This is a genomic window from Paenibacillus alkaliterrae (assembly GCF_021532375.1).
In the GTDB taxonomy this organism is placed as follows: domain Bacteria; phylum Bacillota; class Bacilli; order Paenibacillales; family Paenibacillaceae; genus Pristimantibacillus; species Pristimantibacillus alkaliterrae.
In genome coordinates, this window is sequence record NZ_JAKGAP010000003.1 from 39,039 (window position 1) to 56,200 (window position 17,162).

The 17,162-nt window shown below is 48.2% G+C and carries 16 protein-coding genes; 2 read left to right on the forward strand and 14 right to left on the reverse strand.

All coding sequences use genetic code 11. The features are described from left to right. Nucleotide 1: 1 nt before the first annotated feature. The 6 genes from L1N85_RS02010 to L1N85_RS02035 form a co-directional block, all read right to left on the reverse strand. A complete protein-coding gene (locus L1N85_RS02010) occupies nucleotides 2-2,206 on the reverse strand; it encodes a helix-turn-helix domain-containing protein (RefSeq protein WP_235234415.1) in 2,205 nt (734 codons plus the stop codon). A 784-nt stretch (nucleotides 2,207-2,990) separates the two neighbouring features. Next, entirely contained in the window at nucleotides 2,991-3,209 is a 219-nt protein-coding gene (locus L1N85_RS02015; RefSeq protein WP_235234416.1) for a hypothetical protein, read from the reverse strand. A gap of 149 nt (nucleotides 3,210-3,358) precedes the next feature. Beyond that, the gene (locus L1N85_RS02020) at nucleotides 3,359-3,622 is read right to left on the reverse strand and encodes a VOC family protein (RefSeq protein WP_235234417.1); all 264 of its coding nucleotides are present in this window, start codon (nucleotides 3,620-3,622) and stop codon (nucleotides 3,359-3,361) included. A gap of 114 nt (nucleotides 3,623-3,736) precedes the next feature. Continuing rightward, complete coding sequence (locus L1N85_RS02025; protein ID WP_235234418.1) at nucleotides 3,737-4,255, reverse strand: GNAT family N-acetyltransferase; 519 nt, start codon at nucleotides 4,253-4,255, stop codon at nucleotides 3,737-3,739. A 411-nt stretch (nucleotides 4,256-4,666) separates the two neighbouring features. Then, nucleotides 4,667-5,419, reverse strand: coding sequence for a methylenetetrahydrofolate reductase (locus L1N85_RS02030; RefSeq protein ID WP_235234421.1), 753 nt, complete (start codon nucleotides 5,417-5,419; stop codon nucleotides 4,667-4,669). 155 nt (nucleotides 5,420-5,574) lie between these two features. Next, on the reverse strand, nucleotides 5,575-6,471 hold the full coding sequence (locus tag L1N85_RS02035) for a LysR family transcriptional regulator (protein WP_235234423.1): 897 nt from the start codon (nucleotides 6,469-6,471) through the stop codon (nucleotides 5,575-5,577). Nucleotides 6,472-7,183: 712 nt separating this feature from the next. Between L1N85_RS02035 and L1N85_RS02040 the strand changes: the two genes are divergently transcribed. Beyond that, entirely contained in the window at nucleotides 7,184-7,846 is a 663-nt protein-coding gene (locus L1N85_RS02040; RefSeq protein ID WP_235234425.1) for an SIMPL domain-containing protein, read from the forward strand. Between the two features lie 89 nt (nucleotides 7,847-7,935). Here the strand turns inward: L1N85_RS02040 and L1N85_RS02045 are convergent, their stop codons facing one another. Beyond that, the gene (locus L1N85_RS02045) at nucleotides 7,936-8,628 is read right to left on the reverse strand and encodes a metallophosphoesterase (protein ID WP_235234429.1); all 693 of its coding nucleotides are present in this window, start codon (nucleotides 8,626-8,628) and stop codon (nucleotides 7,936-7,938) included. Nucleotides 8,629-8,720: 92 nt separating this feature from the next. After that, nucleotides 8,721-9,977, reverse strand: coding sequence for an MFS transporter (locus L1N85_RS02050; RefSeq protein WP_235234431.1), 1,257 nt, complete (start codon nucleotides 9,975-9,977; stop codon nucleotides 8,721-8,723). A gap of 559 nt (nucleotides 9,978-10,536) precedes the next feature. Between L1N85_RS02050 and L1N85_RS02055 the strand changes: the two genes are divergently transcribed. Beyond that, a complete protein-coding gene (locus tag L1N85_RS02055) occupies nucleotides 10,537-11,151 on the forward strand; it encodes a 3'-5' exonuclease (RefSeq protein WP_235234432.1) in 615 nt (204 codons plus the stop codon). On the opposite strand, the gene melA is transcribed toward L1N85_RS02055, so the two are convergent. The 6 genes from melA to L1N85_RS02085 form a co-directional block, all read right to left on the reverse strand. Then, nucleotides 11,148-12,644, reverse strand: coding sequence for an alpha-glucosidase/alpha-galactosidase (melA, locus tag L1N85_RS02060; protein ID WP_235234434.1), 1,497 nt, complete (start codon nucleotides 12,642-12,644; stop codon nucleotides 11,148-11,150). The two genes, L1N85_RS02055 and melA, sit on opposite strands and share 4 nt — an antisense overlap. A 122-nt stretch (nucleotides 12,645-12,766) precedes the next feature. Then, nucleotides 12,767-13,681: an AraC family transcriptional regulator gene (locus L1N85_RS02065; protein ID WP_235234436.1), complete on the reverse strand. Its 915-nt coding sequence runs from the start codon at nucleotides 13,679-13,681 to the stop codon at nucleotides 12,767-12,769. A gap of 88 nt (nucleotides 13,682-13,769) precedes the next feature. Then, nucleotides 13,770-14,495 carry a nucleoside phosphorylase gene (locus L1N85_RS02070; RefSeq protein ID WP_235234438.1) on the reverse strand — a complete coding sequence of 242 codons (726 nt, stop codon included), beginning with the start codon at nucleotides 14,493-14,495 and terminating at the stop codon, nucleotides 13,770-13,772. 2 nt (nucleotides 14,496-14,497) lie between these two features. Continuing rightward, complete coding sequence (locus tag L1N85_RS02075) at nucleotides 14,498-15,172, reverse strand: sulfite oxidase-like oxidoreductase (RefSeq protein WP_235234439.1); 675 nt, start codon at nucleotides 15,170-15,172, stop codon at nucleotides 14,498-14,500. Nucleotides 15,173-15,217: 45 nt separating this feature from the next. After that, nucleotides 15,218-16,141: an ABC transporter permease gene (locus L1N85_RS02080; RefSeq protein WP_235234440.1), complete on the reverse strand. Its 924-nt coding sequence runs from the start codon at nucleotides 16,139-16,141 to the stop codon at nucleotides 15,218-15,220. 1 nt (nucleotide 16,142) lies between these two features. Next, complete coding sequence (locus L1N85_RS02085; RefSeq protein WP_235234459.1) at nucleotides 16,143-17,162, reverse strand: ABC transporter permease; 1,020 nt, start codon at nucleotides 17,160-17,162, stop codon at nucleotides 16,143-16,145.

A 17,162-nucleotide genomic window follows, 5' to 3' on the forward strand; every position in this document is an offset into this window, starting at 1 on the left:
GTCAGCCGGTATTCTCAATTGCGTTGAGCTTGCGGTAATCGACGGGCGATAAGCCCTCCACCCTTCGAAAAACCCTTCTAAAGGTAGCCGCGTTGACATAACCGACACGTTCGCCAACGTCCTGGATGGAGTCCTGCTGTTCGACCAACCACTTTTTGGCATGCTGAATTCGGACGTCGGCCAGAAAATCGAGAAAATTTTCCCCGAACTCCTCCTTGAACAACTGGCTTAAATATTTGGCGTTTATGGAAAACTTATCGCTCAAATAGTCAAGGGACAGCTCAGGATTCGCGAAGTGCTGTTCGATATACTCCCTGATTTCTTTCATCAGTCGATGATACTGGCGTCCCTTGCAAAGTACGGTCAGCCGTCCGGAAAATCCCTCCAGAATCCGGCTGAAGGATTGCTGGAGTTCATCCAGCGTATCGAATTCCCCGATCATTTTCTGTGCGGGATTTAACGCATGACAGGTCCAAATCTCATAATGGTCTTTGGAAACTTGAGAGAGATGCAGATCCATATGGGCAATAAAGTAGCGGCCCAGCTCAATGATTTCGTTCTTGGACAGCCGGCATTTCCGCATCCCGTCAAACCATTGCCGGAAACAATGATGCCAGCCCTCCTCGCTCAGCCGAAACGTTTGAACCAGGCTGTCGATCGCTTTGAGATGCTTATTGGTTTCCTTGCTTGTGGCATTTCGGGCTTCCCGATAGTTGATAAGGCGGTTATTGCCCATAACGGCTTTGAATTTCAACGATTCCAGAGCTTCCTTGTAGGAATCCGCGGCGCCTTTGAGTGACACGGCCGGCTCGCCGATTCCAATGGTGAGTGTGAATTTCAGATTTTTATTGACCCAGGCGACGATCCCTTCACAAATATCCGTCATTTCGGTCTCCGGCCCATCCAGGAAAAAAATGCCGGTCAACTGCAGATGGGAGGTCCATTCCAACCATACGTTAATCGCGTGTTGGCTGGCTAATTCATGGGTCACGCTGCTGAGTACGAATTTGAACAACGATTGATCGCGGGTTTGATAGCTGCAGAACGATTGCTCAGCATTGTCGATTTCGATAATGAGCACTTTCAACCGCTCATGGGCAGGTATCGGCAAATGATTCGTGAAATCACTCACGTTGCCGTCTCCCGCAATCAATTCCGTGAAGAACGTTTTCTTCTTATGAAGCACCGCTTCTTCATATTCCTTCTTGAACGCTTTCGATTGCTCGGTAAAATTGTTGATCGCCGATTCGATAAAGGCGAATTCGTCGACGGGCAGCCTTCCCAAAGTATGCTTGTCCTGAAACAGCTTGTCGTTGATTTGGAAGACGATATCTTCAATCGGCTTATAATTTTTGCGGGTGACATAAATGATGGAGACGACTCCGGCGATGAGAACAAGGAAGCCCAGCATCAGCCAGACGCTTGAAAAAGTAGAAACCGCGCTGACGATTCTGCCGTTGTATACGCCGCTTTCCGCCTTCCAGCCGGTATATGGCGAGGAAACGCTGGCGAGCGGTTCCCTTTCCTTGACGGACTCACCCCGCTTAAAGAGCGAATGACCGTTTCGATCGTATAGATTTACAAAAGTCGTTGCCGGATCGTACATATCCGCAACCATATCCTGAAGGGCGGAGATGCTGATGTTTACGACAAACAGCCCGTCCGAGCCAATACTGAGGGGCACTTTATGAACCAGACTGACGACGTCTTTTTTATTCTGAAAAGCAAATTCGCGATACGTCCGCAGATCGGACCACGGGGATTTGTCTGATCGACGCTGGACTTCGCGTACAAAAGGGGCATCTTCAAAATCCGGGAGGCTATTGATGACATTTCCGTTATAGATCAACTGATCGCTATACCTGACCAAATAATAGGAATCGATGAGCGGCACTTCCTGCTTTAATGCCGACAGCCTTTTGGCCACCTGGTAATTCAAATAAATATTACCGTCATCCTTCTCGTTGAAGAAGTCCATGAACAGCTTGTTGTTTAAAATTTCGCGGAGAATGACGGCATTGACCGATTTTAACGACACGTCAACAGACTGAAGCAGCTGCCGCGCGAACACTTTGCTGGATTCCCTCGTATTTTTATTGTTTTGCTCGACCAGCGTCTGGAAAAACATAAAAAAGACAAAGGAAAAAATGATAAAAAATATCGGAATATAGGACCAGATCATTTTACGAAGCCAGGTTCTATTCATATGAATCATCCTTAACAGGAAGTTTCAAACCGATGATTGCAATTGTAACCGCATACATAATGAAAAAGAGAAAATGCGTAAAATTTTCATAATAACTTTATTATATGAATCTTGCAACGAAATAAATAGTACAGAGCTAACTTATGTTTGTACAAAGTTAAGATGATTTTATCTATATAAGTTGAACTAATGATAGCATAGTTTTTTCAGGTCCTATCAAGCATGTTGACAAAATAGCGTCGCTCCTGCGAGATGAATGACGAATCTAACTGGAAAAGATCCCACTAAACTTGCTTCATCAGCGAGTAAGTAAGCTTTTGAGGGCGAATAGCGGATGGTGCGACGTATTAAGGCTAGTTTCTAGACCTAAGTTGGCTGAATGGGTTAGTTTGGTCGGATTAGATCTATTTTCTAGACTAATATGGGTGAGTGGTGGTTGCTTTTTAATAAAGTGTGTCTAAGACAGCTGGAATTATTCCAGTTCGTGCTGCCAGAGCAGCCGTGAACTCGCGAGATTGATTAGTTCAACTTATATTGATCAGATAAGAGCAATGTCATTTACGAAATGATTTCCACCCGGGGCTTCATTTCCTCGACTAATTATCTTCTTCCCAACCCACCAGAAAACAGCTTTGTCTCTAGATGTAACGGCACGATACAACTCACCCATTTTCTGCGAAACATCCTTTGTAAATCTACGAATTTCAATTTCGCTCATGTTATTAACCAAGAGATACTGTATATATCCATCATAGCGCGCCTAACTCGGCTTGGGAGCGAGAAGTTACTGTATATATCCATCACAAACAGCTTCAACGTATGCATTCATACTGAGATCAGTTAAATCCTTTATTTGCGGTGATCTCATTAATAAACAGTACCCCGGAAGAAACTGTGTTAATCCAATTAACGCAAAACCTGTTTTCATCCGTGCTAATACAGTTGGATTTTCTCCTCTTTCTGCTGAGCCGATAGGATCAATTAGCCATTTTTCTTTTTCCATGAACATCACGTTTATTTCTATTTTGTTCACATACATAAATAGATCGGAATTTCTTCATATCCCACTATCCGTTTTCCTTTGTAATAAAAGCTGTTAATGACTACACAATAAAACGTCCAAAAGAAAACCATCTTTTGCTCAATATTTGTTCATGATTTATTCATTGGTTCAAAAATCGACCATCCCATCGATTCAGGATAATCACTCCATAATTCAATAATGTTTCCATCCAGATCATTAATTTCAAAAGAAAGCCCTTCATAGTCAGTTATATCACTAACATTAATTCCAGACTCTTTCATCTCTCGATGAGCTTCATTAAGATTAGGAACAATAAACCCATATGCCGCTTGTGTCCCGTTTGTGTAAGTCATATGAGAAGTAACTTTTCGATCATCGTTATCGATTAACAAAACTCTAACCCCTGTTTCGGATCTTAACTCTAAAAAAAGTTTGTCTACCCTAACCGCCTTGAAGATATCTGAATAATCGCATTCCAGATCCGAGCCTGCCTCTGCACGCTTATATTACATTAAACGTTTTGCGTAACAATGTCTTTGTTTTCCGCCATACATCTCGCTCGTGAATTGAAGCTTAAAACCGGCAAGTTCTAAATTTTTTATACTCACAGCATTCTCCGGATGAACGGTTGAATAGAGGTATCGAAAACCGTTCTCCCTTGCGCGTTTCTCACGCAGAACATGGAATTGTCGCTGCAAGCCCATACCGCGCACAGATTCATGGACTACCGTTGAATCCAATACTGCGACGTAAGGCAATTGTTCCTCCGACACACCAAATTCCCTTCCGAGATTGCCTTCACTCCGTCCAGGAAACGCCAAAACCGAATAAGCAACGAGCTTCCCATTGAGGTATGCGCCGTATATTTCACCTTTGTCTTCGAAGTGGGCGTGCATGTAATCTTCATCATCCGTCGCAAAAAGCTCCTGAGAAGGAAGCCGAGATATAACATCCATCATGAGAGCCCCTATATTTGCAACATCTTTATGCCCCAATCGACGGATTTCCAAAGAAACGTCCCCCATTTTTTTCCTCCTAATTACGTTATCTATATAATTCAAACTAATCAATTACGCGAGTTCTTGGCTGCACCGGCAGCATGAAAAGGAAAAACGCCTGCTAATTGGTCTCAGACACGTCTATTCATGCATTTAACGGGAAACCAGACGTTATTAACAGGAATAATCGCTTCTAGTCCACATACTAACCACATTAGCGGGACAAATTCCAGTTAGGCCAGACTTACTCGCTGATGAAGCAGGTTTAGCGGGATCTTTTCCAGTTAGATTCGTCATTCATCTCGCAGGCGCGACGCTATTTGGTTAACATGCTTAATAGGGGAACGAATCAAAAAAAACAAACTGCAAAATGCTCGCAGCCTGTCAGCTTTTCTATTGGTCAGAAATCAACGCTGAAATCCTCGCTTCAGCTCTCTTCTAAACGTACACTTCATTAAATACGCCTTTAAAATAAGCAGACAAATCAACTTTAATCGGCATGAAATAAATATTGCTTTTAGATTGCTCCGTAAATGTCAATGCTTGTCTCGAGAATTCAATATTCCAATCCAGCGTCGGCTTAAAATCTTTCGGAAATACGACATTATTCCTTGTCTCCCAATATCTCCGGGATTTGTCCGATACGACGGGCGAAACGCCCCAGAAAATCTCCGTGCCCTCCAACATATCCGCATAAAGCTCCATTAACCGCAGATCGAAGTAGGGCTGGGTGAAGAAGCCGTCCGTTCCGGCCGCAAGCTTCCTTTGCACATATTCATATTCATCGCGAATACTGCCACGATAAGGATCAAGAGCAGAATAAACCTTGATATGAGGATGCTCTCTTTTGATTTTTGAAATGAGATCGATGCATGAAGTCGGATAAACGCGATGATGGCTATTTTTTGGAGCATCGCCCGTAACAACCAGAATCTCAGAAATATGATGAGTGTCTAAATAATCTATGATATGAAATGGCTCGCCTGCATCAAAATCCATGGCCCGAATATGAGGGATACTGTTTTCAAAATAGGCTTTGGAAAGACCCACGGCTTCCCAGCTCCTGAAATCAAACCTCGTTAAATCGGGTATATTTATCGTATTTATTGATGGGAATCGCGCTTTGGTTAATTGCAGTTCCGCTCTCAACTCTTCTCGATCCCGCGGAATAAGCTCTAATGAAATTCTCACCCCATAGTCCCCTTACTCGTAAAATAATAAACGATCAGCTGTATCGTTAAGTGATGTTGCATAATAATACATGATACCGAATTTTAATTCGGTTTACCAATCAATATAAACATGTGATCCTATCAATATTTCTTATAAATCAACCGGTATCGCAATCATATTTCCGTCCTGAAGCTCTCGATAAACTGCTGGGCCCGCTTAGACAAATAATAATCCTTAAGCCACAGAACACCGACATCAGACTGGAAATCGGCGTCTTTTATATCGAGCATTTTGACTACCGTAGTTGGAAAAGATGACATAACCGATTTCGGGAACACGGTCGCCCCGATCCCCCCGGCAATAAGCGACATAATGATCGCAACGCTGGAGCATTCGCAAATGATGTTCGGCTCGAAGCCATGACGCTTGCATTCATTGACGACCTGCTCGTGCATCCGGGTCGTTTTGTCCGTCTTTAACGTTAAAAAAGGAAAGTTGGCCAGTTCCTTCATCCCGATCGTTTCCTTGCTGGAGTACGCGGTCCAGGTGCTTGGAATAACGGCTACGAATGGATCGGAGGGCAGCGGCAAAACCGAATATTGCTGAGGATGGGTTTGCGCTTCGAACGGAAGTCTGGCAACGATTAAATCGATTGCCCGCTTCTCCAGCTGCTCACCCAAATAAAAATGGTCTCCCTCTAATATTTTGTAGGTCACCTGCGGGAACCTTTCCCTGAACAGCTCAATTCGCTTCGGAAGCAGGGAAATGCAGGATACGACCGAGCCGATCGACAGGACACCGCTTACTCCCTCCTCTATTCCCTTCACCTCGCGGATAGATTCATCGAACTGAAGCAGCAGCGACTCGGCTTTCTGCTTGAGTAGCTCTCCCGAGGCGGTCAGCTTAAAACCTTTGTTGCCCCGATCAAACAGCTTCACGCCAAGCTCCTCCTCCATCAGCTTCAGCTGTCTGCTTAGCGGTGGCTGCTCCATATTAAGCAGCTTGGCTGCACGGGTAACCTGCCCTTCCTCAGCTACCGTCAGGAAATATTTCAGCTGTCGCATGTCCATTTCGCTCACCCCTTCACCACATACCCAAAAAGTATGACAACTCAAAAATAATAGGTGTTTTAAGTATATCCGATGTGCAGGAATAAACAATAGCTGCCCCTGTGGGTTTTAAGGATAACCTAGGACAGCTCATCTCGATACAGGCAGAAAATCGGCTTCTTACATTTCACACAGCGGCCAACAAGCTCCTGCATAAATATAACCTCCTACATGCGAGATGAACGACGAATCTAACTGGAAAAGATCCCGCTAAACTTGCTCCATCAGCGAGTAAGTGAGCTTTTGAGAGCCATTAGCGGATGGTGCAACGTATTAAGGCTAGTTTCTAGACTTAAGTTGGCAAAATGGGTTAGTTTGGCCCGATTAGATCTATTTTCTAGACTAATTTGGGTGAGTGGTGAGCTTTTGAGGCCGCTTGGCGGGAGGTGCGACGAAATAAGTCTAGTTTCTAGATCTATGTATGCAGAATGGGTTAGTTTGGCCGGATTAGATCTATTTTCTAGACTAATTTGGGTGAGTGGTGGTTGCTTTAATAGAGTGCGTATGAGACAGCTTCAGCATCTCCCGGGTATACGGGCATGCCGGTTTCTATCATGCGACTAAGATCGATGATCATTCCCTATGACTCATCTCCGTCTAACCCTATAAGAATCTTAAGCGTAAAAGAAACATACATTAGTTCGACAATCCTTTTTCAGAAAGGAGTTCTCTAATGTATAGTCATTCATACGGCAATTCGCCTTCCAATCAGTCAAAATGCCCCTTTACCATCGAAGTCCTCGGTGAAGGAACGTTAGCTGCGCCTCCAGACCGGGCTGTGGCCGTGCTTGGAGCCATAACGGAAGGTCAAGTCCTGCAGACCGTCCAAAGCGAAAATGCACAAATCGTTACCAATATTATAGAAGCGCTCTTGGAGCTGAACATTCCAAAAGATAAGATCCAAACGGATGATTTTCGAATCGAGGCCCAATACGAATATATAGATGGGCAGCAAGTCTTTCGGGGCTATAAAGTCACCCATCTTCTGCAAATCACAATCGACAGAATCGAAGACATCGGTATCGTTATCGATACGGCCGTATCGAACGGCGCTAATACCGTTGCGGGCATCCAATTTACGATGGCGCAGCCGGCCATTTATGAGAATGAGGTTTTAGCGCTTGCCATTCAAAATGCCCGTCAGAAGGCCGAAACGATCGCAGCAGCACTCCAGGTCAATCTTGCCGCGGTTCCAAGTCAAGTTCAGGAGCTTTCTCGCAGCGCGGAACCGATTCCCTTCACGGCCTCCCTGCATATGCAAAGCGCAGCCACACCGGTCGAACCGGGGCAGCTGACCCTGACCGCCACGGTTAGAGTGTGGTATTTGTTCGGGTAACCTCCTCAAATTATATCACCAAAAGGTGCATCTTCGCTCAAAATAGCCGATAATGATGGCAGAGAACTCGGAAATTCGGAGGGGCCGGCCTACTGCTGCAATACAAACTCATCCAGCTTAATGCCGTCTACGGCATACGCCTGATAAGTCAACGATTTGCCGTTAATCGTAATCCCCGCAAACATCTGCTTCCCGTTCTGAAAATGCACCTTATGATAAAATTGGTCTTCCTTCTTCTCATTAAATTTCGGTCCGGCCGTATTCGTTACGACATATACGGTACCCTCTTTGTTCAATACCAGGCTTTCGCCATCCGGGACGACTTCACCGTCTCGCAGCGGATACGATCTCGAATACTCGTGGTTATGGCCCTGCAGCACCAAATCCACCTTAAACTCGTCGAACGCCTCGGTCCAGTCCGCGACCTTTTTGTAACGGTTGCCTCCGTACGGCCCTTGGTGCACGGCAATGATTATCCATGCCTTATCCGTATTTGCGAGATCTTTCCTCAGCCATTTCGTTTGCTCCTTGATGTTCGATTCGGAGTTCAACATAACGAAATGGACGGCACCGTAGTCAAACGAATACGTCGTGCCGGGTATTGATCCGTCAGCACCATTTACCGGCACGTTGAAATGAGACGTGAAGCGCTCCGCATTTCCGTCCGTTTCATCATGATTGCCCGTAACCGGCATGAGCGGTACACGCGTTACCCACCTTTCAGCTTCTGCGAAAAGATGCTGCCAAGCCGCTTTATCCTCTTGCTCTATAGAACGAAGCATCCGACCAGCAGCAAGACATTATTACGCATGCTCAACACATTCCCCCATCGATCCATTTATGTTTTTACCATAAAACGCTAAAAATGGATAAACTACCCCTGCTCGCCTACCTGCTTTTCCTTAATAAACAAAACAAGTAAATATTGCAGAGCCGCCATCGCGAATAACACGACCGGCATCCATACCGACTGCATATCCTTAGCCAGCACAATGAGCAGTGTAATCGACAGCACCCTACCCACGTTGAGGAACAGCTCACGCATAACGACCGACTCGACGCGCAGCTGGCCTTTGAGCGGCAGCGTGCCGATTAACCGGTAGTAGTAGGAGGTTAACGTGTTAACCGCGAGCGGATTGCAGATGGAGAAAAGAATCATATAGATCGCAACCGACCAAAATTCCACCTGTATGAGCAGCAGTGCCGATCCTAGCGCAACGCCGGTCGTAGACAGCAGCACATATTTGCGCACATGCTCCTTCTGCGCTTTCCTCGAAATGACATAGCCCGTCGCCACCGTAAGCGAGGAGAAAAACACGCCCAAATAGCCGACTAAATCCTCCCTGCCAACGGTCTGAAACAGCATAATGCTCGGCAGAAACAGCATGATCCCTTGAAACAGCCCGAGAACGAAGAAGCTGTACAGCCCCTTAAGCCAGCGCTTGTTTCGGTGCATGACAAGCCCCATAAATTTCAAGTAGTAAGCTTTGTGATGCGACGGAACCATCGGAATGCGAAAGCTCACGATCGCGGCGATCAGGAACATGACAAATGCAAGCATGAATATGAAAATGTAGCCCTGAAGCCCGTCGCTGCGTTGAATAACAAATCCCGCAAGTGCCGGACCAGCCAATCCCGATGAGTTAAACACGACCATGTTAATGGCCAGGAAACGAATGCGGTTCGCTTCAGTCGACACGTCATATTGAATGACTAAGTATCCGGTCCAATACAAGCCGGCCGCTATTCCGTTGAATATGGCAAATGCTATGTAATATTGAGCAACCTGCTCCTGAGCAATGACGACCATGAAATAGAATAAGGCAATCATAACGATGCCAAGCCTGTAGGTCACCATTCGGTCCCGCCGCTTCGCAATCCAGCCTCCAAGCGCGAAGGCGGGCGGCGTAAGTATAAAAACGATAATATTATAAATGCCATTTACGACTAGATCCTCTGTCAGCCGCCATAGGTATAAATTGAGGAATAATCCGGACATGGAAGCGCCGAATTGAAAGCAGCAATGAATGATTAATGCGGTAACCGCATCCTTGCCCAGCCTTTGTTCGATCGGCAGCGGCACACCTTTCAGCATATTAAATCTGGCCCGTAAACCCGTTCCTGTTCGCATCCGCGGCATCCCCCGTTGTTCGTCAACTTATCTTTTTATTCATTTTATCATAGGTCAAGGCATTGTCCCCGCAGGAAGAAAGCGCTCTCTCCCTCAAAATAGTCTGTCTCCTTGCGTATGGGGCGCCAAAGGAAACCTATTCTTTGTTTTTGTCCATTGTTCGCATGATTAGGCATGCATACCGGACTTGAAAGGCGGTGTTGAACTAAATCATGATCAAATATTTTAAACTTCCAACCCTAATTGCATAACGGGCTGCCCTATAATCACAAACTACTTTCAACGTCACGGGAAAGGAGGGAGATCGATGGCTAAACAACAAGGGCATGCAAATAAGAACACGACAACAAAAAAGTCGGATAAAAAAGGCAATGCATCCGGCAACAACCACTAACCGCGCATCAAAATAAACGTTCCTAAACGCAAACGCCCCGTTATCAGCTCCTTCCAGAGCGGTAATGGGGCGTTTCTTATGCGAAAATAAAAGGTTTTTTACATTTTTTATCGAATATTAGCGTTAGAGTCCTAACCTTATAACTTGAAAAAGTGGTGAATCCTAATGGCTGACCTTTCCTATACCGTATTCGATTTTGAAACAAGCGGGCTCGATCCCAAAAACGACCGCGTCATTGAAATGGCTGCTATCCGCGTCGTAAATGGCGAAATAGCAAGCGAATTCAGTACGCTTGTGCGCTATGACGGCAAGCTATCGGCGAAGATCACGGAGCTCACCGGAATAACGGATGAGATGACCGCAACCGGTATGGACGAGGATACCGCATTCCGCATATTAAACCGCATGCTTGGCGATCATATATTAATTGCTCATAATGCTGCCTTCGACCTTGGCTTCCTGCATCATTCCTTGCTTCGTATCGCAGGTCGTTCTTTCAACAACAGCTTCATCGATACGTTAACGATCAGCCGTGCCATGCATGTCTATCCGCATACACTAAAGGATATGTGCGACCGGTACGGCATCCCGTTAATCGGAGGACATCGCGCGCTCAACGATGTGATTGCCTGCTGGAAGCTTTTCCGCAAAATGGAAGAGGAGCGGTCCGCTCACGATTATTTAAATAAGCTTGGTTATCTGAAGAAGTTCGGTCCTCCCGCTTGGAGTCCCCCTGGCGCAAAGCTCGAGCCTATTGAGCTCAAATACGCGCCGCGCTAGACGCGCTCCTTCCCTTTGTCCGACTCCCCGGCATTTTTGTTAGCTGCTTCGCGGTCCTGCTGCATTTCCTCGACCGACTTCACCTTGAGGCGGGCTGCGCCTTGGTAATCGCGAGTCGGAAGCAGCGGACCCTCCGTTAGGCGTTTCTTGGCTGCGGCGATGGCATCCGAATATTGCGGAAGCCATTGCTCCTGCGCCACAAGCATCTCGTCGACCATTTGCCAAATCTCGTTCGGATTACAGACGGCGCCGACCAGCGGATCCATCATGAAGGCTTGGCGCAGCAGCTTATCATCGCCATGAATCGCCGCTTCAACAGCCAGACGCTGGACGGATATGCTCACGTTGCAAACCGCTGCAGCCCCGAGCGGCAAATCGCCGACAGTCGGCATCGAGATGCCGTTGCGATCGACATAGCCCGGAGCCTCGATAATGGCATCCGCAGGCAGGTTCGCAATGACCCCTTTGTTCTCCGCGTTAAAGTGACCTCGGTACACGCGCCCGGTTTCCAGCCCTTCAATAATGTAAGAGCCGTGCTCATGGCTGCGGAGCTCGCTCTTGAATTCATTAGCCGGATCCTTCATCCAGTTAGGAAAATCGGTCTCAAACCAATTGCGTCCCTCCGTACATACGCGCAAGTAGCCGCCGGTTTCGCCGTTGATCCATGAGCTTAGGTCAATCCAATCGTTAATCTCCTCCGGCCGCTTGCGGTACCAAGGCACGTACTCGCTCAGATGTCCGTTCGACTCGGTGCTGTAGTAGCCGAAGCGGCGCAGCATGTCGATTCGAACCTTCTCCGTGCGGCTGAAATCCGGATGCTTCTCGAATGCTTCAAGCAGCTTGCCGGTCAAGTCCTCGCCATTATGCTTAATTTGGATATACCACGTTTGGTGATTAATGCCCGCGCATATAATGTCGACTTCCTCCTGCTTCAGACCGAACGCTTCGGCAATTTGCCAATGTCCGCCCTGTACCCCGTGGCATAATCCGACCGTCCGCACGCCTCCGTACTTGTTGCAGGCCCATGTCATCATCGCCATCGGATTCGCATAGTTGAGCAGTAGGACATCCTCTGCAGCAACCTCGCGAATATCGCGGCAAATGTTCATCATTTCCGCGATACCGCGCTGCCCGTACATGATGCCGCCGGCGCTAAGCGTATCGCCAACGCATTGATCGACGCCGTATTTAAGAGGAATGTCCACATCGGTCGCGAACGCCTCGAGCCCGCCTACCCGAATCGTACAAATAACGTATTTCGCATCCTTCAAAGCCTCTCGCCGATCGGTCGTCGATTGTATAGCGATCGAAAGGCCGTTCTCATGAATATCCCTTTGGCAGAGCGCCGTAACCATCTCTAAATTGTGAGCATTGATATCCGTAAAAGCGACCTCGATGTTCTGGAATTCAGGTACCGCGAGCAAATCTCGAAGCAGGCCGCGCGTGAATCCGATAGAGCCTGCGCCAATAAATGTAATCTTGAAAGTAGACATGCCAACCAGCCTCCGATTATCTTCTAATATAGATTCGTTTCATCTCCTCTACATTTTAGCAACGATTAACCGGAAGCGTTATCAAAATTGTAACTTTCTCCTGCCATATGAGTAAGAAATCGTCACTTTATTTCAATGTAATCCCTTGAGTCGAGATTCGCGCTCATCCCCGTTCGATATTGGACAGGCGTAACACCGATGTTTTTCTTGAATAAGGCATGAAAGTATTGACGGCTGCCTACGCCGATATAATCGCATATATCCATAATTGGTATGTCCGTCTGCCGGAGGAGCATCTTTGCCTTCTCCAGCCGCAGCTCCGTCAAATATTCCGTTACGGATTTTCCTAAATGCGCCCGGAAAATCCGGTGCAAATAGCCGTGATGCAAATTGACGGCTGCGGCGATGTCCTTCACCTGGATATCGCGGTCGTAATTATGATGGATGAATTGAATACATTTGTTCATGTATATATCATGCCGCGGCGATCCGCTGGAAACCGACTGACGATAGATGCGCGCGATTTGAATCAGCAATTGGGCGAATAGAAGCCCGACCATCGCTTTAGGCTCCTTGCCTATGCTATCAAGCTCAAGCACTAGCGTCTTGAGCGTATGATAAACCTCGTTCGAATCCTTCAGCACAAAGTATGGAGCAGACGCGTTCATTAACGAGGTTAAATCCAAGTCCTCCTGGGCTACTTGTCTTATCGACGGGAAAATGGAACATTCAGAGCTTGTATTAAATTCAATATTCAGCATTCTGCACGGCGTATGCTTGTCCACGATCAGGCGATGCCGCACATTCGCATTCAGAATAATAAATTCACCCTTTTTCAACTCGACGAGCCGGGCGGAATCCGTATCCCCGAAAATCTCGATCCGGCACAATCCGCTGATCACATACATAATTTCTACCGCATCATGGCGATGGAAGGGCATATCGAACTCCTCCCACTGCTTAAAATAATAGGCGCTTGCCGACGCCCAAACATCCCGATTCAGCCATTCCGGTTTAAACAAAGCCGCAATTTCCATGAATTCTCTTGCTCCCTTCCAGCATATATGCTTGAATCCTCTGTCAAGCATGCAGAACCGGCTCTGTCCTGCTCATATTCAGCTGCAGCTAATTCGAAGCGAGCTTCACTACCGCTTTTAATGCGGCATCAATTTCGCGCTCAATCGCTTTGGCGACTACATCCGTATGCGGATCGTATTCGCCCGCGAGGTCTGTGTCGGCATAGCCGTCCAGCGCCAAAATAGCGCCAGCCCGCGCCCCGCGAAGCGCAGCTACAACGTACAATGCCGCAATTTCCATCTCGACCGCGAGCACGCCCGCCTCCTTGTACTGGCGATGCGGGATATCCACGACACCGGAGAAAAACACATCCAGCGTCACCGTTATGCCCTTTTTCACAACGCCCTCGCTCTCAAGCGCCGACGCAAAAAGCGCTTCAGTCACTGCGCTGTCTGCAACAGCGGGATAACCTGCGGGCACGAGCTGGTGCGTAAGCCCCTCCGCCCGGACGGCAGCCGTGCTGACGATTAGGCTTCCTGCTGGATAATCTGCCGAATAAGAGCCGGCCGTACCTGCCCGGATCAGCGTCTTCACGCCGCCGCGAATCAGCTCCTCGAAGCAAACCGCCGCTCCAGGCGAGCCAACGCCATGGCTGACAACCGCCAGCTGTACGCCATCATATTTCCCGACAAACGTACGATACTCACGGGCGAATGCAAGCTCGCGCGCATCCGTCAGCCTCCGGGAAATCGCCTCCGCTCTACGCGGGTCACCGCAAACGATCGCATATTCCGGCAAATCCTCCGCACTCACTTGCAAGATAGGCAAATACATCGTTAATCAAACTCCTTCTTGGTCCACTCGTCCTCGGGCATCACGTACTCATCGCTGCTAAAACGCTGTTCTTTGAAAGGATCGGCGTAATTATGGAAGCCATTGCGCTCCCAGAAACCTTCGCGGTCCTCCTTCATAAATTCAATGCCCGTGATCCATTTCGCACTTTTCCAAAAATATAAATGTGGAACGATCAGCCTTAGCGGCCAGCCATGCTTATCCGTTAACGGCTGTCCGTCGAAGTGATGAGCCAGCAGAACATCCTCGCGCTGCAAATCCTCCAACGGCAAATTCGTATCATAGTCTTCATCCGCATGAATCATTACATATTTCGCATCCGGCTTCGCGCCAAGCAAAGGCAGCAAGTCAGTAAATTTCACGCCCTCCCACTCGGTATCGAGCTTAGACCAGCGCGTTACGCAATGAATGTCGCACAGCGTCTTCGTTTGCGGCAGCGCCAGCAGCTCCTCGAAGCTAAATGAGCGCTCCTCCTCTACCTCACCGAATACACGCAGCGACCAACTGCTCAAATCGTAACGAGGCACATCGCCCTCGTGAAGAATCGGGAAACGATCCGTTACCGTCTGGCCTGGCGGTACGCGGTGCGCAAGCTCGGGCGCTGCATCCGCTCTCCTTACCGCCGATACCTTCTTCAAGCGTTCTGCTTTGTTGTGCATAGGAATAACCTCCAATTTGTATTCTTTGTAGCAGCCGGCAATCGGCTAGCGGGAGCTTTCGTTCGATTTACGCGCTTCCTGCATGTAGTTTTTGTCTTTAAAAAACAGCATAGCTGCAATTGTAACGATATAAGGGAGCATCATCGTGAAATGGGTCGGCATCGCAAAGCCCTGCAGCCTGATGCTTAACGCGTCCATAAAACCGAACAATAAACTCGATGCGGCCACGCCGAGCGGATTTGACTGGCCCAGCATCGTGGCAACGAGCGCGATAAATCCTCTGCCCGATGTCATCCCTTCCGTGAACATCGTGACGTTTCCAAGCGATAGCTGCGCGCCTGCAAGTCCGCATAATACGCTGCACATCAACACGGCGCCGTATTGAATGCGCGCAACTTTGATGCCAAGGCTCTTCGCGGCCGTCGGATTCTCGCCGGCGGCAAGCAAGCGGAACCCGGTAACCGTCTTGAACAAAAACAACTGAAGAAAAATAACGAGTAAAATAGATAAATATACGAGCGGCGAATGGCCGGACAGCGCCTCCCCGAACCAAGGAATGTCTTGCAGCAGCGGTATTTCCCATTTCGGAAGCCCGATCATATCCTTATTGTAGTATGCTCCCTTTACGTCAAAGACAGCGCGTAGCGAGAACGTGGTTAGTCCGAGAGCAAGAAAGTTCAGCGCAATACCGACGACGATAACGTTCGCCTTTAAGTGAATGCTCATATAACCAAACAATATCGAAAAGATAATCGTGCATATGACCGCAAAAATGACCGCGGCAAAAACATTGCCGGTGAAATGGTTGCCCACGATCGCGGAAAATGCCCCCATCAGCACAAGACCTTCCAGGCCTACGTTAAATAAGCCGACGCGGGCGCACAAAGCGCCGCCTAGCGCAGCAAGCAAAATAGGCGTGACCAATCTTAGCGTTGAAGCAAACAGCGAGACATCGAATAATTGATCCATATTATGACCTCGCCTTCCTGCGTTTAATGAACGAATACGTTAATTTCGCGGATACGAATAAAATAAGCACCGCCTGAATGATGCTGGAAACCTCCAGCGGCACCTCAGTATTGCGCTCCATGCCCATCCCTCCGGTTTGCAAGGCGGCCAGCAAAATCGCCGCGATTGCGGTGCCCAGCGGATGAGAGCCTGCAAGCAGCGTCGCCATAATGCCGGACCATGCATAGCCCGGCGATGTTAACGCTCCGTCCAAATACCGGTACTGCGTGCCAAGCACCTCGACGGAGCCCGCCAGTCCTGCAAAACCTCCGCTTACAAACATGCTGAGGAGCATCATTTTGCCGCGTTGTACACCGCCGTAGCTTGCGAACAACGGATTGCCGCCCAGCATTCTTATCTCGTAGCCCTTCACGGTATATCTCATGAACAGAAATAGGAGCACAGCGCCAACCGCAGCCAGTATAAACCCTGCGTGCAGGCTCATCCCTTTGAACAGCTTAGGCAGCCATACGCTCTGATCAAGCATGACCGTTTGGGCCATGGCCGCAGAGCCTGTCCGGTCCTTAAGCGGATAGGAGACAAGGTAGCCGGCAAAGAGCGCAGCGATATAATTAAGCAATAAAGTCGTGATTAGCAGATTCATCCGAAATCTTGCATCAAGCCAGCCAGCGAGCGCCGACCATATTCCCCCGGAAATAATGCCGGCAATGATAGCTGCAATAAGCTTAAACCAGCCAGGCCCTGGCAAATAAATCGCGGTGACCGCTGCGCTAAGCGCGCCAAGCACCATTTGCCCTTCCGAGCCCATATTAAAAAAACCGGCACGAAACGCAAGCGCTACCCCGAGACCGATCAAGATGATCGGCGTCGCCCTGCTTAACGTATTCGTGAAAAAATAAAAGCTTCCGAACGCGCCCTTCCACATTTCCGCGTAGGTCTCCGCTACCGAGCCTCCGACGATTACGATGGCGATCGCACCGGCTGCCAAGCCGACGAATACAGCCAGCAGCGGCTGCAGCAT